The organism is Pseudarthrobacter sp. S6, from assembly GCF_050156575.1.
Classification (GTDB): Bacteria; Actinomycetota; Actinomycetes; order Actinomycetales; family Micrococcaceae; genus Arthrobacter.
On record NZ_CP189581.1, the window covers coordinates 3,339,761 to 3,355,367 of the forward strand.

14 protein-coding genes are annotated in these 15,607 nt (G+C 66.4%); 5 read left to right on the top strand and 9 right to left on the bottom strand.

The features are described from left to right. Positions 1-17: 17 nt before the first annotated feature. Entirely contained in the window at positions 18-629 is a 612-nt protein-coding gene (locus tag ACQCS0_RS15980; RefSeq protein WP_426938725.1) for a TetR/AcrR family transcriptional regulator, read from the bottom strand. Positions 630-792: 163 nt separating this feature from the next. On the opposite strand from ACQCS0_RS15980, the gene ACQCS0_RS15985 reads away from it, so the two are divergent. Next, a complete protein-coding gene (locus ACQCS0_RS15985) occupies positions 793-3,954 on the top strand; it encodes a glycoside hydrolase family 2 TIM barrel-domain containing protein (protein WP_426939847.1) in 3,162 nt (1,053 codons plus the stop codon). A gap of 44 nt (positions 3,955-3,998) precedes the next feature. Here the strand turns inward: ACQCS0_RS15985 and ACQCS0_RS15990 are convergent, their stop codons facing one another. The 5 genes from ACQCS0_RS15990 to ACQCS0_RS16010 form a co-directional block, all read right to left on the bottom strand. Then, complete coding sequence (locus ACQCS0_RS15990; RefSeq protein WP_426939848.1) at positions 3,999-5,321, bottom strand: MFS transporter; 1,323 nt, start codon at positions 5,319-5,321, stop codon at positions 3,999-4,001. After that, positions 5,318-5,806 (bottom strand): helix-turn-helix domain-containing protein, encoded by a 489-nt coding sequence (locus ACQCS0_RS15995; RefSeq protein WP_354153258.1) that lies wholly within the window; start codon positions 5,804-5,806, stop codon positions 5,318-5,320. The genes ACQCS0_RS15990 and ACQCS0_RS15995 overlap by 4 nt, the downstream gene beginning before the upstream one ends. Before the next feature lie 75 nt (positions 5,807-5,881). Next, complete coding sequence (locus ACQCS0_RS16000) at positions 5,882-7,042, bottom strand: cystathionine gamma-synthase (protein WP_354153257.1); 1,161 nt, start codon at positions 7,040-7,042, stop codon at positions 5,882-5,884. Positions 7,043-7,112: 70 nt separating this feature from the next. After that, entirely contained in the window at positions 7,113-8,498 is a 1,386-nt protein-coding gene (locus ACQCS0_RS16005; RefSeq protein WP_282329544.1) for a cystathionine beta-synthase, read from the bottom strand. Between the two features lie 43 nt (positions 8,499-8,541). Next, the gene (locus ACQCS0_RS16010) at positions 8,542-8,652 is read right to left on the bottom strand and encodes a VOC family protein (protein WP_426939587.1); all 111 of its coding nucleotides are present in this window, start codon (positions 8,650-8,652) and stop codon (positions 8,542-8,544) included. 309 nt (positions 8,653-8,961) lie between these two features. On the opposite strand from ACQCS0_RS16010, the gene ACQCS0_RS16015 reads away from it, so the two are divergent. After that, the gene (locus ACQCS0_RS16015; protein WP_354222796.1) at positions 8,962-9,933 is read left to right on the top strand and encodes a 3-methyladenine DNA glycosylase; all 972 of its coding nucleotides are present in this window, start codon (positions 8,962-8,964) and stop codon (positions 9,931-9,933) included. 75 nt (positions 9,934-10,008) lie between these two features. On the opposite strand, the gene ACQCS0_RS16020 is transcribed toward ACQCS0_RS16015, so the two are convergent. Beyond that, complete coding sequence (locus tag ACQCS0_RS16020; protein WP_354153255.1) at positions 10,009-10,929, bottom strand: hypothetical protein; 921 nt, start codon at positions 10,927-10,929, stop codon at positions 10,009-10,011. A 142-nt stretch (positions 10,930-11,071) separates the two neighbouring features. After that, on the bottom strand, positions 11,072-12,748 hold the full coding sequence (locus ACQCS0_RS16025; protein ID WP_354153254.1) for an AMP-binding protein: 1,677 nt from the start codon (positions 12,746-12,748) through the stop codon (positions 11,072-11,074). A 115-nt stretch (positions 12,749-12,863) separates the two neighbouring features. Between ACQCS0_RS16025 and ACQCS0_RS16030 the strand changes: the two genes are divergently transcribed. Continuing rightward, positions 12,864-13,142 (top strand): antibiotic biosynthesis monooxygenase, encoded by a 279-nt coding sequence (locus tag ACQCS0_RS16030; RefSeq protein ID WP_354153253.1) that lies wholly within the window; start codon positions 12,864-12,866, stop codon positions 13,140-13,142. Positions 13,143-13,232: 90 nt separating this feature from the next. Here ACQCS0_RS16030 and ACQCS0_RS16035 read toward each other — a convergent pair whose 3' ends face one another. Next, positions 13,233-13,679: a thioredoxin family protein gene (locus ACQCS0_RS16035; protein ID WP_354153252.1), complete on the bottom strand. Its 447-nt coding sequence runs from the start codon at positions 13,677-13,679 to the stop codon at positions 13,233-13,235. A gap of 161 nt (positions 13,680-13,840) precedes the next feature. On the opposite strand from ACQCS0_RS16035, the gene ACQCS0_RS16040 reads away from it, so the two are divergent. Next, entirely contained in the window at positions 13,841-14,794 is a 954-nt protein-coding gene (locus tag ACQCS0_RS16040; protein ID WP_354153251.1) for an ABC transporter ATP-binding protein, read from the top strand. Further along, positions 14,791-15,591 carry an ABC transporter permease subunit gene (locus ACQCS0_RS16045; RefSeq protein WP_354153250.1) on the top strand — a complete coding sequence of 267 codons (801 nt, stop codon included), beginning with the start codon at positions 14,791-14,793 and terminating at the stop codon, positions 15,589-15,591. The genes ACQCS0_RS16040 and ACQCS0_RS16045 overlap by 4 nt, the downstream gene beginning before the upstream one ends. Positions 15,592-15,607: the final 16 nt, after the last annotated feature.

Consider the following 15,607-nt stretch of genomic DNA (forward strand, 5'->3'; position numbering starts at 1 on the left):
ATGCCTGCCCCGCGTGGCTAATCGGGCAGGATGACCAGCTCAAGGTAGCCGCGCAGGCACTTTGCCATATCGACGCTGTTGGGCGACAGCAGCCACTGTGTCTGGATGCCGTCCCACAGGGCAATCAAGGATGCCGCGGCGACTTCCGGTTCCACACCGGGGCGCAGCCGCCCTTCCTCTGCGAGCTGCGTGAACCGACGGGCGTAGCTCCCCCGCAGCCGGTCAAATCGTTCGGTGAAAAATTCGCGCCCCGGATGGCCGTCCGTGACTGATTCCGCGCACAGCACGGTGTACAACTCAATGACGCCCGGGACTTCTTCGTTGAATCGGGCCTGGCGGATCACGGCGTCAACGAGCCCTTCCCCGGGATCGGGCGGCGTTGTGCCATCTCCGGTATTCGAGTCGCGCCAGTTGAGCACGGCAAGCAGCAGATCGCTTTTCGACGGGAAGTAGTGCAGGAGGCTCGTCTGGCTCATTCCGAGGTGGTCTGCAACATCCTGCAAGGAGCCCCCGCGGTACCCGTGGGCCGCAAAGACTGCGTGCGCGGCAACAAGTATGGCTTGCCGGCGTTCCGTCGACTTCGCATATGGTCCCCGCCGGGACGGCCGCCCCGCCTCGTTTGTGGTCATGGCATGCCAGTGTACAGGCGGAAAATATCCGATCGAAACAAAATTCGAGTGCTCGCTCGAATTTTGTGTTAGCCTGTCTCGTATCGACTCCCGATGTGCCGGCCATCACAGTCCCCGGCATGCGCTTCCGGCGCGGCGGGCTTACAGAAGGAACAGACCAGTAATGTCCCAGTCCACAGCGTCCGGCCGCACCGCCGATGTTTCCTACATAACTGACCGCGGACCGGGTTCGGGCCGTCGGACGGCCGCCCGCTCCTGGCTGCACACCACTGCGCCCACCCAGTCGCTCAACGGCAATTGGCGCTTCCGGCGCCTGCCTGGTGCACCCGGAACCCCCGGGGGCCGCGGCGTCCTGCCCGCCGGCGAGGCTCTCGACGGCATCGCCGAGGAGACATTCGATGACTCGTCGTGGGACGAGATCGCTGTCCCGGCCCACTGGGTGCTGGAAGGCGACGGCCGCTACGGGCGGCCCATTTACACCAACGTCCAGTTCCCCTTTCCAACCGATGCACCCAACGTCCCCGACGAGAATCCCACCGGCGACTACCGGCGCACCTTCGAACTGCCGGCGGCATGGACCGAAGCCGAGCGGATCTTGCTGCGGTTCGACGGCGTCGAATCGCGGTACAAGGCGTGGATTAACGGGATTCAGATCGGCGTCGGCGTCGGGAGCCGGCTGGCTCAGGAATTCGATGTAACCGATGCGGTACGCCCGGGATCCAACGTGCTCGCCGTGCGGGTGCACCAGTGGTCGGCGTCGAGCTATGTCGAAGACCAGGACCAGTGGTGGCTGCCTGGCATCTTCCGCGATGTGACGCTCCAGGCACGGCCGGCGGGCGGGATCGAGGACGTCTGGCTGCGCACCTCGTTCAGCGGCTCCGGTCATTCCGGCGCCGGCACCATTGACCCTGAAATCATGGCAAAGGGCGACGCCTTTCCGGTGACGCTGTCCGTTCCGGAGCTGGACGTCAACGTCACGTGGAACTCTGCTGCGGACGTTGCCCCGGTGGCGATCAACGCCGTCGAACCGTGGTCTGCCGAGATCCCGCGGCTGTACGACGCAACGGTGGGCAGCGCTGCCGAAACGCTCTCCCTACGCCTCGGTTTCCGCACGGTTGAAATTGTGGGGGACCGCTTTCTCGTGAACGGCCGGCGTGTGGTGTTCCACGGCATGAACCGGCATGAGACCCATCCAGACCGGGGCCGCGTCTTCGACGAAGAGTTTGCCCGCGCCGATCTGGCCCTTATGAAGCAGTTCAACGTCAATGCGATCCGCACCAGCCACTATCCCCCGCATCCCCGGTTGCTGGACCTGGCTGATGAAATGGGCTTCTGGGTGATTCTTGAGTGCGACCTCGAAACGCACGGATTCCATACTCAGCAGTGGGCCGGGAATCCCAGCGACGATCCCGCCTGGCGCGAAGCCTACGTGGACCGAATCGAGCGCACCATCGAGCGCGACAAGAACCACCCCTCCATCGTTATGTGGTCGCTCGGCAACGAGGCAGGCACAGGCGCCAACCTCGCCGCCATGGCCGCGTGGGCCCACGCCCGCGACACCGGACGCCCCGTGCACTATGAGGGTGATTACAGCGGCGCCTACACGGACGTCTATTCGCGGATGTACTCCTCTGTGCCCGAGACTGAAGCGATCGGACGGGACGGCTCGGGCTCGCTGCTGCTCGGCTGTTCCGCCGCCGAGTCGGCACGCCAGCGGACCAAACCCTTCATCCTGTGCGAGTACGTTCATGCGATGGGCAACGGCCCCGGCGCCATCGACCAATATGAGGACCTCGTTGACCGCTACCCACGGCTGCACGGTGGCTTCGTTTGGGAATGGCGTGACCACGGCATCCGCACACGCACGGCAGACGGAACGGAATTCTTCGCCTATGGCGGCGATTTCAACGAGGTCATCCACGATGGCAACTTCGTGATGGACGGAATGGTTCTCTCCGATTCGACACCGAGCCCGGGACTTTTCGAATACAAGCAGATCGTGGCGCCGATCCGATTGGGCTTCGGCACCGAGGTGGCCGTTGGAACAGCGTCCGACGGCGGTGCACGGCGGTTCTGCACGGTCGCCAACCTGCGGCACTCGGCGGACTCGTCCGACGTCGTGTTCCAGTGGCGGACGGAAGTGGATGGGGTCCGCAGCGACTCAGGCGAACTGCCAGTGGCCGGCACCTCCGGCCAGGCTCTTGCGGCAGGCGACTCAGTGACCCTGGAGTTGCCGGGGTTTGCTGTCACAGGGAGCGGCGAGCATTGGCTCACCGTTGAAGCCGTACTCCGCAAGGACACCGGCTGGGCTCCGGCCGGGCACGTGATTTCGGCCGCCCAGCTGGATCTCTCGGCGCCTGCGCCGTCCGTTCAGGTCCCGCGCCCCATGGCTTCCGCCGGCAGGACAGGCAGCCTGGCGGCCGGGTCTGCGGGTGCCGGTTCCGCTGGGGCCGGAACGGTAACCCTCGGACCCGCGGTCTTCGAGGAGGGCCGGCTTGTGTCGCTTGGCGGTTTGTCGGTGGCCGGTCCCCGCCTGGAGCTCTGGCGTGCACCGACGGACAACGACGGCGGAGCGGGCCACGGCAGTTACGATCTCGCCGACCCGTGGCTGAACAACGGAATTGGCGTGCCGGCCCCGCCGTCGGCCGAGGTGTGGCGGACAGCAGGCTTGGACCGCCTGACTGCCCGGGTGGAAAAGGTCGCGGCGAACGACGAATCAGTAGTGGTCCGGACGCGGTACGCACCCGCGGACAGCGCCGACTCCGTAACGGTCGAAGAGCACTGGCAGCTCGCGGATGGCGAGCTGTGGCTGCGCCTGGACATCGTTCCCAGTGCCGGCTGGAACATGATCTGGCCGCGCATCGGGGTCAGTTTCGATTTGCCCGACTCCGTGGACGGCGCCTCCTGGTTCGGCGCCGGACCGCGGGAATCGTATCCGGACAGCATGCACGCGGCACTGATCGGGCGGTATTCGGCAGCAATCGACGACCTCAGAGTCCCGTACGCGAAGCCGCAGGAAAGCGGGCACCGCAGTGCCGTGCGTTCACTCGAGCTGAACAACGCGGGCGCGCCCTGGCTGAAAATCGAGACAGTGCCGGATTCCCGCGGGCGCCGGCCCGGCTTCACCCTGGCCCGTCACACCGCACAGGAGGTCAGCGCCGCCGCCCATCCCCACGAGTTGCCCCGGAGTGAGCACAGCTACCTTTACCTGGACGCTGCCCAGCACGGTTTGGGTTCACGGGCCTGCGGCCCGGACGTCTGGCCGGACTTCGCGCTTCGTCCGGAGGCCCGCACGCTGACGCTGCGGATCGGGACAGCCGGGTAGCGGCCCGGCAGCCGCGCGATCAGCCGCGCGATCAGCCGGCCAGCTCAAACAGCCACGGCCACCGGCTCCTTCTGGCCGGCGTCCTTGCGGATGGTCGCGCTGATCACGGCGGCGATAGTGCACATGGCCGCCGCGCCGAACCAGGCGTAGGTGTACTGGCCGGTGGCGTCCCGGATGACGCCGGCGCCAAGGGCAGCGGCGGCCGCACCCAGCTGGTGGGCCGCGAACACCCAGCCGAACACCACGCTGCCGTCCGCGCCGAACGTTTTCCGGCAGATTGCCGCGGTGGGCGGCACGGTGGCCACCCAGTCCAGGCCGTAGATCACCACAAAAACGATCATGCTCGGCTGGATGCTGGCGCTCAGGAGCAGCGGCAGCCCCAGCAGGCCGATCCCCCGGAACTGGTAGTAGACGGCCAGCAGGATCTTGGGGTTGTAGCGGTCGGTCAGCCAGCCGGAAGCGATGGTGCCCACGATGTCAAAGATCCCGACGACGGCGAGCAGCCCGGCCGCGGTGGTTTCGGGCATGCCGTGGTCGTGGGCGGAGGGGATGAAGTGGGTGCCGATCAGCCCGTTCGTGGTGGCGCCGCAGATCGCAAAACCTGCCACCAGCGCCCAGAACGTCCGTACTTTGCTGGCCCGCTTGAGCACCTGGAGGGCGCGCACCGCGGCGTTGCTGCTCCGCCCGCTGTCCACGGCATCCGCTACGGCATCCGCTTCCGCAGCCATTCCCTCCTCAGGGGCCGTTTCACCGTAAGGCAAGGCGCCGACGTCGGCCGGTGAGTTCTTGAGGAACTTCAGCACCAGCGGAACCACAGCCAGCGCGCCGGCGGCGATCAGCAGCGATGCCTGCCGCCAGCCCGGATCCTGGGCCAGCATGGCGATGAACGGCAGGAAGACCAGCTGGCCCGCGGCGCTGCCGGCGGTCAGGATGCCGATCACCAGGCCCCGGCTCTTGGAGAACCAGGTGTTGGCGATGGTGGCCGCGAAGACGAGGGCCATGGAGCCTGTGCCCAACCCGATCAGCAGTCCCCAGGTCAGGAGGATCTGCCAGGACTGGTTGACCAGCACCGTGAGCGCGCTGCCGGCGCCGATCAGCACCAGGGCGTTGGCGGTGACGGCCCGGATCCCGAACTTTTCCATCAGGGCCGCGGCGAACGGGGCGGTCAGGCCAAACAGCACCAGGTTGATGCTGACGGCTGCGGACAGAACGGTAGTGGACCAGCCGAACTCCTGCTGCAGGGGCACCATCAGCACACCGGGGGCGGCACGGAATCCGGCGGCTCCCACAAGGGCCAGGAAGGCGACGGCCGCGACGGTCCAGGCGGGGTGCAGTCGCCGGCGGCGGGTTGTTTCGGTGGCGCTCATGCGGCGGTGGCCAGTTGCACCGGCGCGTCCGTCCGGGTGAGGCTGTGCCAGCTGGTGTTGGCGGCTGTCAGCCGCTCCCCGCAGCCGGTGCAGGTGTCCGCGGAGCCGGTCCGCTGGCCGCAGCCGGAATGGATCACAAACATGTGGGCCTGGTCCGAGGGTGCCGGGAGGTGCTTTTCCGCCCACATGACCACGGCGTTCAGGACGGGGAGGGCATCCTCACCCTTCGGGGTCAGGACGTATTCCTGGCGGGCGCGGCCGCCGTCGTCGTACGCCTTCTTCTCGAGCAGCCCCGACTCCACCAGACCCGCCAGGCGCCTGGTGAGCACCGAGTCCGCGACGGCGAGCCGGGACTTCATGGCGTCGAAACGCCCGTTGCCGAAAAAGACCTCGCGGAGCACAAGCATGCTCCAGGGGTCACCCAAAATGTCGAGACCTCGTGCCATGCTGCAGTTGCGCTGGGACCAGTCGGAGCGGAGTACCATAAAGGCACCCTAGCTAACTTTCTTGAAGAAAGCCAGGGTGCCCGTGGTTGGAAAGGTGCTACTTGAGGCGCGGTGCTACTTGAGGAACGTGAAGGCCCGCTCAAGGTCGGCGATGAGGTCCTCCACGTCCTCGATGCCGCAGGAGAGCCGGATCAGGTTAACCGGAACCGCGAGCTCAGTGCCCTTGACCGATGCGTGGGTCATCTCCGAGGGGTAGTTCATCAGTGATTCGATGCCGCCCAGGGATTCTGCCAGCGTGAACACCTGCGTGTTTTCCGCGACCGTGCGGGCCGCCGCCTCGCCGCCCTTGAACTGGACGGACACCATACCGCCGAACTTCTTCATCTGCTTCTTGGCCAGCTCATGGCCGGGGTGGGAGGGCAGGCCCGGATACAGGACGGCCTCCACCTCGGGGCGCTGCAGCAGCCATTCGGCCACGGCCTGGCCGTTGTCGCTGTGCCGGTCCATGCGCACGCCGAGCGTCTTCAGGCCACGGGTGGTGAGGAACGCGTCCATCGGGCCGGACACCGCACCCACAGCGAACTGCACAAAGCCGATCTTCTCCGCGAGCTCCGCGTCGTTGACCACAATGGCGCCGCCCACCACATCGGAGTGCCCGCCGATGTACTTGGTGGTGGAGTGGACCACGACGTCGGCACCCAGGGCGAGCGGGGTCTGAAGGTAGGGCGACGCGAAGGTATTGTCCACCACGAGGAGGGCACCGGCGTCGTGCGCTATCGCGGCGAGCGCCTCAATATCGGTGATCTTCATCAGCGGGTTGGAAGGGGTCTCCACCCAGACGAAGCGGGTCTTGCTCGCGGCCACGGCTTCGCGTACCGCGTCCAGGTCCGCCATGTCCACGGGCGTGTTTCCGATCCCCCAGTCCCCGAGCACGCGGTTGATCAGCCGGTAGGTGCCGCCGTAGGCGTCGTTGCCGAGCACAATATGGTCGCCAGGCCGGGTCAGCGCCCGGATCAGGGAGTCCTCCGCCGCGAGGCCGGAGCTGAAGGAGTACGCATGGCTTCCGCCTTCGAGCGCCGCGAGCTGCTCCTGCAGGGCGTCGCGCGTGGGGTTGGTGCCGCGGCCGTATTCGTAGCCGTCGCGGAGCCCGCCGATTCCGTCCTGGGCGTACGTGGAGCTGAAGTGCACCGGCGGGACCACGGCGCCGGTGCGGGGCTCGAAGGCCTGGCCGGCGTGGACGGCGCGCGTGTTGAAACCCTGGTTTTCTGCAGACATTTGAAGGTCCTTTCATGCGGTGATCGAGCCTGTCGAGATCCTGGTTTCGACAGGCTCAACTACCGGAGGATTAGTTGCTGAGGTAGGCGAGGAGGTCGTGGCGGGTGAGGATTCCCACGGGGGCACCGACGAACGTCACCATCACGGTGTCCACGTCGGAGAGCAGCTCGCGGGCTGCGGAGATGGTTTCCAGCGAGCCGATGACCGGCAGACGGGGCCCCATGTGCTCAGAGATCTTGTCCGTCAGCTTGGCTTCGCCGCGGAACAGCTTGGAGGTCAGGCTGCGCTCATCCACTGCGCCGAGGACCTCGCCCATGACCACCGGCGGTTCCTGCGAGAGGACCGGGATGTGGCTGACGCCGAACTCGTTCATGATATTGATGACATCACGGACGGTCTCGTTGGGGTGGATGTGGACCAGGTCCGGCAGCTCGCCGTTCTTGGTCTTGATGACCTCACCCACGGAGGCTTCTTCGCCGCCGGAGAGGAACCCGTAGGAACGCATCCACTGGTCGTTGAAGATCTTGGCCAGGTAGCCGCGGCCGGAGTCCGGGAGGATGACCACCACCACGGCGCTATCGGGGAGGTCGCGGGCGGTCTCCAGTGCTGCCACCACGGCCATGCCGGACGAGCCGCCCACCAGCAGCCCTTCCTCGCGGGCCAGCCGCCGGGTCATGGCGAAGGAATCGGCGTCGGTGACGGCAATGACGTCGTCCGGCACGGATTTATCGTAGTTGGCCGGCCACATGTCCTCACCCACTCCCTCCACGAAGTACGGGCGCCCAGTGCCGCCGGAGTAGACCGAACCTGCGGGGTCCGCCCCGATGATCCTGACCCGGCCGCCGTCGGCCTCCGGACGCTCCGCCGAGATCTCCTTGAGGAAACGGCCGGTGCCGGTGATGGTGCCGCCGGTGCCGGCGCCGATCACGCAGTGCGTCACCGTGCCGTCCGTGTCCTGCCAGATCTCCGGTCCTGTGGACTCGTAGTGGCTGCCGGGCGCGGCCGGGTTGGAGAACTGGTCAGGCTTGTAGGCACCCGGAATTTCCGTGACGAGCCGGTCCGAGACGCTGTAATAACTCTGCGGGCTGTCCGGGGCCACGGACGTGGGGGTGACCACTACCTCGGCGCCATACGCCTGAAGCACGGCGCGCTTGTCCTCGCCGACCTTGTCCGGCACCACGAAGATGCATTTGTAGCCCTTTTGCTGGGCAACGAGCGCCAGACCAACACCGGTGTTGCCCGACGTCGGCTCAACGATGGTCCCGCCAGGCAGGAGCTTGCCGGTCCGTTCGGCCTCTTCGATCATTTTCACCGCGATGCGGTCCTTGATGGAGCCGCCAGGATTGATGTATTCCAGCTTGACCAGGACAGTGGCTTTGAGGCCTTCCGTTACGTGGTTGAGCTTGATGAGCGGCGTGTTTCCGATGAGGTCCAGGACGGACTGCGCGTACTTCATAGGTACAAAGTTACCGCCTGCCGCCGTTGGTCCTGCCCGGGGCTCAGCTCCCCGCCGAGGAATCCGTCTGCCAGAGGCCCATGATGTTGCCTTCGGTGTCCTTGAAATAGGCGTACCAGCCCATGCCGGGAACGGCGTCCTTGGCCTGGGGCACCGTTGATGGCCCCCGGCGCGCTCGGCATGCCTGTCTGTTCGTCCGACGGCGCAGTGATGGCGCTGGTGTAGTCCATCCCCTGCATGGGGATCAGGGTCCAGCCGAACGCGCTCTGGTAGTAAGGTGTTGGCGCGTACTTTGTCACCGGCGGGGCTCTCGAAATGCACAACTCCAGCCGCTGCGTTTTCCTCTGAATGCGGGGAAAGTCGCGGACGCCCTGCGCCACACGATGGAGTCTAGTCCTGGCGTCTTCGGACTGTAAGGGCCTCCGGAAGCCACGTTGTCAGCCCACCGTGGGACCATGAATACATGACCATCCTTGACGCTCCGGCCCGGCTTGCAGCCGCCGCGGATGCGTCCCTGCGGTGGCATCCGGACGGCCCGTACAGCCTGCACCAGACGCTGGGAACTCTCCTGCGGGGTACCGGTGATCTGTCGTTTTCGTTCGGGCCTAACGGGATATGGACAGCGTTTACGACGCCGGACGGCCCGGTCACGCTGCGCCTCACCGCTGCTGCGGACGGGGCTGTTGATGCCCAGGCCTGGGGTCCCGGCTCCGCCGCCGGACTCGCCGGAGTGCCCCGGCTTTTGGGCGCCGGGGACGACTGGTCGGCGTTTGACGAACCGGACTTCCACGCCACGCTCCCAAGGATGGTCCGGGACGCCCGACGCCGGAACCTGGCTGTCCATCTCCCTTCGACCGGGCGGGTGGTTGATTGCCTCGTGCCCACTATCCTCGAGCAGAAGGTCACCGTTATTGAGGCCCGCCGCGGCTACCGGTACCTGATGTACCGGTTCGGCTCGCCGGCTCCGGCGGCCGGAAGCGCGGCGCCGGAAGGGCTCCGCCTCCAGCCCACCCCTGAGCAGTGGCTGCGCATCCCCTCGTGGGAATGGCACCAGGCCGGCGTAGGACCCCAGCGTTCGGCGACCGTCATGCGGGCCCTGCGATCCGCCGTCGCGCTTGAACGGCTGGCTGCCCTGCCGTCCGCGGAGGCGGCAGCAAAGCTGCAGGTGATCCCCGGCATCGGGGTGTGGACCGCTGCCGAAGTGGTGCAGCGTACGCACGGCTGCCCGAACTCCATCGCGGTGGGTGACTACCACCTCGCCGCCTATGTGGGTGCCGCGCTCACCGGCCGCCGGACGGACGACGCCGGCATGCTGGCCTTGCTTGAGCCGTGGACCGGGCACCGGCAGCGGGTGGTCCGGATGATCGGGCTGAGCGGCTTCCGCAAACCGACGTTCGGGCCACGGATGACCATCCAGGACCACCGCCGGCACTGACCACCGAAAGCAACGCGGGGTCACTTAGCGCCCATGTTGGCGTCCCGCATGGGCGTTAAGTGACCCCGCGCTGGACTAGAGGGAGCGGAGTTTGGCCTTCTTGATCCTGGCGATGAGGCTGGTGAATCCTTCGGCGAGGTCCTCCGCGTTGGCCTTGAAATAGGACCAACCGGCGTTGGTGAAGCCTTCGTCCCGGCGGTTGTCCCGCGACTGCTGATCGCGCGTGAGATGAGGCGCGCCGTCGTACTGCACTGCGGTCCTGAAGCGCCGGTAGCCCAGGTCCGCGGACGGCGACCACGGGTCATCCGGATCCAGGCGGAGCTGCAATTCCGGCTCAGGAAGTCGGGCGTCCAGCATGGCCAGGCGTAGGAATGTCTCCGGAAACGAGTCCGCGCCGACTCTCATCTCGTCCAGGGCAAGCCGGGCCTTCTCCACCCCCTTCATGTTTGGATGCTGCCGGATGAGCAATCGCAGTCCTTCCTTGAAGGCGTATGGTTCGGTCCTTCCTTCAAGACCGGGCCGAGGCATGCGGATCAGCTGGTCTCCCATGGCGATCACAAATGCCAGCGGTACGTGATGCGCCAGATCAAGCCAGGTCCGGGGCGGGACGGAGACTGGGATTCCGTCGATTTCCATGACCTCGCCGGGCAGCGCATGCACGCGGTGGCCGGCCACTCCGGCACGGCGGACCCGAGGAAGTCCGTGGGGTTTGCTGAGGTGGATCGTTTCCTCCTTACCCAGCCAGGGCGGCAGGCCGAGCCCGGTCAGTATTGCCGCGCTCTCGTGGGAAACCCAGGCTCCGGGCGTTGCCGCGGCAAGGACCCGGAACCGTTCGGCAAGGACAAACTCACGGCCGGCAGGCAGGTAAATCAGCCGTCCGCCGTCGAGCACGTCCCTGGCGCGAAGACGCTTGGGCGCGACCCCCAGCATCCGGGACTCATAGATGGTGAACGGCTGGGTGTTGAGCGTCTGCGGCAAGGGCGTGATGCGGACCATGTGCACCATTCTGTCCGCACCGTTGAGGGGATATTGAGTTATCCACAGGCCAAGCTTCATCCACCCCAACGCGGGGTCACTTACGGCCCATCCGGGATGCCAACATGGGCCCTACGTGACCCTGCGTTGCTATGGGTGTGGGTCAGAGGCCCAGCCGGACGACGGCTTCCTCGCGCATCTCCACTTTGCGGATCTTCCCGGAAACGGTCATGGGGAAGCTTTCGCGGACGTCCACATAGCGCGGGATCTTGTAGTGTGCCAACTTCCCGCGGCAGAATTCGGCGACGGCGGCCGCGTCCAGCGGTTCAGCGCCGGGCGTGAGGATGATGCAGGCCATCAGTTCCTCCCCGTACCTGGCATCGGGCACCCCGATCACCTGCACGTCCTGGATGGATGGGTGGCTGTACAGGAACTCCTCGATCTCGCGCGGGTAGATGTTTTCGCCGCCGCGGATCACGAGGTCCTTGATCCGGCCCTCGATCACCACGTAGCCCTCGTCGTCCATCCGGGCGAGGTCGCCGGTGTGCATCCAGCGGTCAGCGTCGATGGCTTCCGCGGTTTTGTCCGGCTGGGCCCAGTACCCGGCCATCACGGCGTAGCCCCGGGTGCACAGCTCGCCGATCTCGCCGCGCTCCAGCACCTCGCCGGTGCCCGGGTCGATGATCTGGCTTTCCAGCCTCGGCATGGTGCGGCCCACAGTCTCGGTGCGATGCTGCAGAGTGTCACCCTTTCGGGTCATGGTGGACACCGGGGATGTCTCGGTCATGCCGTAGCAAATGGCCACGTCTACCATGTGCATCTCCGAGATCACCCGGTTCATCACGTCGATGGGGCACACCGATCCTGCCATGACACCAGTCCGAAGCGTGGCCAGGTCATAGGAGGCAAAGTCCGGCAGTGCCAGTTCGGCGATGAACATGGTGGGCACGCCGTACAGCGATGTCCCACCGAAATCCTGGACGGCTTCCAGCGCCGCCGCCGGCGTGAAGCCGCGGCCGGGGATGATGGTGGCCGCACCGTGGCTGAGGGCCGCCAGGTTCCCGATCACCATCCCGAAGCAGTGGTAGAACGGCACCGGAATCACCACCCGGTCGTGCTCGGTGTAGCCCAGCAGTTCACCGATGGAGTAGCCGTTGTTCAGGATGTTGTGGTGCGTCAGCGTGGCGCCCTTGGGGAAGCCAGTGGTCCCGGAGGTGTACTGCAGGTTGATGGGATCGTGCGGGTCCAGGTCCGCCATCCGCGCCTTCAGGCCGGAATGGCCGACGGCGTCAGCCCGCTTCAGCAGCTCGGCGTACGTCAGCTCCCCGTCACTTTGGGTGTCGCCGGCGTCGAGCCCGTCCATGCCGTAATCCGGCAGGAACACCAGTTCCCGCAGGTCCGGGCAGCCGGCGAGCGCCTGGCGCGCCATCCCCACGTAGTCGCTGTTCCGGTCCGACGGCGCCGTCACCAGCATCCGCATGCCGTTCTGCTTCACCACAAACTCCAACTCGTGGCTCCGGTAGGCCGGGTTCACGTTGACCAGGATGGCGCCGGCCTTGGCCGTGGCGTACTGCAGCAGCGTCCACTCGGCGCAGTTCGGGCTCCAGATGCCAACCCGGTCCCCCTTGGCCACCCCCGAAGCGAGGAGCGCACGCGCAAGGCGATCGACGTCGTCGTTCATTTTGGTGTAGCTCCAGCGGCGGGCATCGGCGCCCGGCACCGGCGCGGCCTCGATCAGCGCGTCGTGGAAGGGGAACCGGGCCACCACCCGCTCGAAGTTCCGGCCGATGGTTTCCTCGAGAAGCGGGACGTCAGTGTCCCCGGCTGTGTAAGCGCGCATGCTGGCACGCTACCGCCTGGCCCCCGGCAATGAAAGCGCATGAGAAGCGCAACAGGAGAGTGTCCGCGCGTAAACAGGGCAGGCCTGCATGCCGAGTCCCGGTATTGTGAAATCCATGAGTGCACCCATCGACCTGCAGGCAACGTTCATCCCCAACGACGGCGAGTTCTTCCGTGTGAAGCTCGCCCTGGAAATCGCCATCGACGAGGTGGTCAACGAAGCCGGCTGCATCCGCTACGAGCTGACCGAAGCCTCCGAAGAGAAGCTGGTCCTGACGGAACAGTGGGAATCCGAGGAACTGCTCGCGAAGCACTCCAAGGGCACCGCCGTCCAAGACCTGAACGAATCCCTGAGCGCGCTACTGGCCGAGCCCGTGCAGCTGGAACGCCTGTAACCTTCCGCAAACCACAACGCGGGGTCACTTCGCGCCCATCTAACCAAGGTTTATGGGCGCGAAGTGACCCCGCGTTGCAGTTAAGGGCGCTTAGATATCCGGGATCTGTGTGCCGTCCTGGGGGCCGGACGTCTTTCCGGCGGTGGCCGGGTTGCTTTCCGCGGCGGCTGCGGCGTCTGCCTGCGAGCGCGCCACATGGGCGTGGACTTCATCCATGTCAAGGGCCTTGACCGCGTCAACAACCTGCTCCAGCTGCTGGGCGTTGAGGGCGCCCGGCTGGGAGAAGACCAGGACCTTTTCGCGGAACGCCATCAGAGTGGGAATGGACGTGATGCCGGCCTCGGCGGCGAGCTGCTGCTGGGCCTCGGTGTCCACCTTCGTGAACAGGACGTCGGAGTGCTTCTCCGAAGCAGCGCTGTACGTGGGCCCGAACTGCTTGCAGGGACCGCACCATTCAGCCCAGAAGTCCACCAGGACAATGTCGTTGCCTTCGATGGTCGATGCGAACTGTTCACCTGTGATATCTACGGTAGCCATGCCTTCAACGGTACGCGAGGCGCAGGCCGATGTCCCGGCCGGGCGTCCCCTGTTCGCTCCCCGCGTCATCGGGAATACCCGCCGCGGGGCCGTATACACCGGGCATTGCGAGGCTTACCCTTGGGGTCATCAGCCGCTGACTGCCGCATCCAGGAGGGTTCATGGCCCAGGCTATCTCCGCCCAGTCCCTGACGAAGAAATTCGGCCGGCGCGAGGTGCTCCACGGGGTGGATTTCGCGGTCGAGGCAGGCTCCGTGTTCGGCGTGATCGGCCCCAACGGCGCCGGCAAGACCACCACCATGCGCTGCCTACTGGACATCATCCGTCCCACCTCGGGGCAGGTCCGGGTCCTGGGCAAGGACCCCCGGGCGGGTGGTCCGGAACTCCGCCGGCGGATCGGCTACCTTCCGGGTGAGCTGTTCCTCGAGGGCCGCCTCACGGGCCGGACACTCCTGGCCCACTACCAGGCCATCAGCGGTCCGGTGCCCCCGGGCAGGATCGAAGACCTGGCCGAACGGCTTGGGCTCGACCTGGACCGCCACACGCGCAAGCTGTCCAAAGGCAACAAACAGAAGCTGGGCCTGGTCCAGGCGTTTATGCACGACCCCGAGCTCCTGGTCCTCGATGAGCCCACCAGCGGCCTGGATCCGCTGGTCCAGCAGGAATTCCATGCCATGGTCCGCGAGGCGCAGCACAACGGCCAGACCATCTTCCTCAGCTCCCACGTCCTCAGCGAGGTCCAGCAGACCGCAGACACGGTGGCCATACTCCGGGACGGCCGGATCATCGCCGTCGAGTCCGTGAGCGGGCTTCGGGAAGGTGCGGTGCGCCGGGTCCGGTTCACCGCGATCGGAATAACAGCGCACGACGCCAGCGCGCTGCTGGCTGGGGTACCCGGCGTCGGGCACGTTGAGGTGCTGGCGACCGACGGCAGCATCACCCTTTCGGCGACCGTGGAGGGGGCCATCCAGCCGCTGGTCAGGGCCCTGGGAACGCTGGAGCTGACGGACCTGGTGCTGGCGGAACCGGATCTTGAGGAGTCAGTGCTGAAGATGTATTCAAGTCCCGCGGACGCGAACCCCGACGACACCGAGCAGCGGGAGGCCGTGCGATGAGCACTACGCTGCCGCTGTTCCGCCGGGCCTTCTTGGATTCCTGGCGCTCCACCACGGCATGGGCCGCCGCCCTGGCCGGCGCCACGTTCCTCTACCTGCCGCTGTACCCGTCCATCGGCGGGAGTACGGAGATGCAGGGCATGATCGATTCCCTCCCGGCCGAGATGACCAAGGCGCTGAACTACGACCAGATCGCCACCGGTCCCGGGTACACCCAGGCCACGCTGTTCGGCCTGCTCGGCTTCCTGCTGATGACCATCGCTTCTGTCGGGTGGGGTGCCGCCGCGGTGGGCGGCGACGAAGAGTCCGGGCAGCTGGAGCTGACCCTCGCCCACGGGGTGACCCGCGTCCAGGTGGTCCTGGAACGCGCACTCTCCCTCTTCCTGCGTGTGGTGCTGCTCGCGGCCCTGGTCTTTGTCATGGTCCGGCTGCTCAATGATTCGGCCCACCTGGCCATACGGCCCGAGAACCTCTTCGGCGCAGCAGTGCTGTTTGCAGGGCTGGCACTGCTGAGCGGAACGACCGCGCTATGCGCCGGCGCTATGTCCGGAAGGCGGACGTACGGACTGGCCGCGGGCGCCGCCGTCGGAGTCCTTGGATACACCTTCAACGCCGTCGGCCGGCAGAGCGAGGACGTTGAGTGGCTGCTGAATCTGAGCCCATACCACTGGGCTTACGGAAATTCACCGGTGGTCAACGGCGCGGACTGGGCTGCGGCAGGGTGGATCTGGGGAATTTCGGCGGCGCTGGTGGCCGTGGCCGCGTTCGCTGTGGACAGGCGCGACGTCGGCACGTAGCTTTCCGGGTGACCGG

What these genes read in the sequence shown, in the direction of transcription:
- ACQCS0_RS15980 (WP_426938725.1), bottom strand. Translation starts at nt 629, where the DNA reads ATGACCACAAACGAGGCGGGGCGGCCGTCCCGGCGGGGACCATATGCG.
- ACQCS0_RS15985 (WP_426939847.1), top strand. Translation starts at nt 793, where the DNA reads ATGTCCCAGTCCACAGCGTCCGGCCGCACCGCCGATGTTTCCTACATA.
- ACQCS0_RS15990 (WP_426939848.1), bottom strand. Translation starts at nt 5,321, where the DNA reads ATGAGCGCCACCGAAACAACCCGCCGCCGGCGACTGCACCCCGCCTGG.
- ACQCS0_RS15995 (WP_354153258.1), bottom strand. Translation starts at nt 5,806, where the DNA reads ATGGTACTCCGCTCCGACTGGTCCCAGCGCAACTGCAGCATGGCACGA.
- ACQCS0_RS16000 (WP_354153257.1), bottom strand. Translation starts at nt 7,042, where the DNA reads ATGTCTGCAGAAAACCAGGGTTTCAACACGCGCGCCGTCCACGCCGGC.
- ACQCS0_RS16005 (WP_282329544.1), bottom strand. Translation starts at nt 8,498, where the DNA reads ATGAAGTACGCGCAGTCCGTCCTGGACCTCATCGGAAACACGCCGCTC.
- ACQCS0_RS16015 (WP_354222796.1), top strand. Translation starts at nt 8,962, where the DNA reads ATGACCATCCTTGACGCTCCGGCCCGGCTTGCAGCCGCCGCGGATGCG.
- ACQCS0_RS16020 (WP_354153255.1), bottom strand. Translation starts at nt 10,929, where the DNA reads ATGGTCCGCATCACGCCCTTGCCGCAGACGCTCAACACCCAGCCGTTC.
- ACQCS0_RS16025 (WP_354153254.1), bottom strand. Translation starts at nt 12,748, where the DNA reads ATGCGCGCTTACACAGCCGGGGACACTGACGTCCCGCTTCTCGAGGAA.
- ACQCS0_RS16030 (WP_354153253.1), top strand. Translation starts at nt 12,864, where the DNA reads ATGAGTGCACCCATCGACCTGCAGGCAACGTTCATCCCCAACGACGGC.
- ACQCS0_RS16035 (WP_354153252.1), bottom strand. Translation starts at nt 13,679, where the DNA reads ATGGCTACCGTAGATATCACAGGTGAACAGTTCGCATCGACCATCGAA.
- ACQCS0_RS16040 (WP_354153251.1), top strand. Translation starts at nt 13,841, where the DNA reads ATGGCCCAGGCTATCTCCGCCCAGTCCCTGACGAAGAAATTCGGCCGG.
- ACQCS0_RS16045 (WP_354153250.1), top strand. Translation starts at nt 14,791, where the DNA reads ATGAGCACTACGCTGCCGCTGTTCCGCCGGGCCTTCTTGGATTCCTGG.